Source organism: Marinobacter sp. C7 (genome assembly GCF_022343555.1).
Classification (GTDB): Bacteria; Pseudomonadota; Gammaproteobacteria; order Pseudomonadales; family Oleiphilaceae; genus Marinobacter.
The window spans coordinates 1-546 of record NZ_JAKQZH010000073.1; the positions used below are offsets into that span (position 1 = coordinate 1).

The window sequence follows — 546 nt, forward strand, 5'->3', positions numbered from 1 at the left end:
CATGTCCGCCCGCATGCGCCCGCCAAAGCGGTTGCGCGCCGAGACGAGCTCATGACCAATGACGATCCCGGAGAGATAGTCGGCGAGCGCCGCATGCTCCATGCGGCCGAACAGGCCCATCGTGCGTGCGGAAAAGATCTGGTGAGCGAGATCGCCGGGGCCGCTTTCAAGCGCAAGCTCAATGCCCTTGGCAAAGGCGGCAGCGGCGACATCTGCGGCCGGCTTCCGGTCCTCCGGCATCAGCCGGCCGAGGATGGTGGCGCGCCTCAGCGCACTGAAAAGCTCGCCGGTCATGTAGCTGTGAAAGGCCTTGATAGTGCCGCCCCTGACCTCGACCCACTTGGAATGGGTGCCGGGCAGAACGATCAGACGTTCGGCACCATCGCTGACGTCCTCGCCAAGCGCACCGGCAATCTGGATTTCTTCGCCGCGCATCACGTCGGGGCAGCCATTTTCGGGATCGTAGCTCAGTCCCGGTGCGATCAGTATCTCCACACCCAATGGCGCCTTGATGCTGACGGCCTTCGAAGCGAGGCTGTGGGTATC

1 protein-coding gene is annotated in these 546 nt (G+C 63.9%); it reads right to left on the bottom strand.

What is annotated here, in order from left to right; genetic code table 11:
* A partial coding sequence (locus MD273_RS18790; RefSeq protein ID WP_239039288.1) for a 2-dehydro-3-deoxygalactonokinase occupies nt 1–546 on the bottom strand: 546 nt, incomplete at both ends.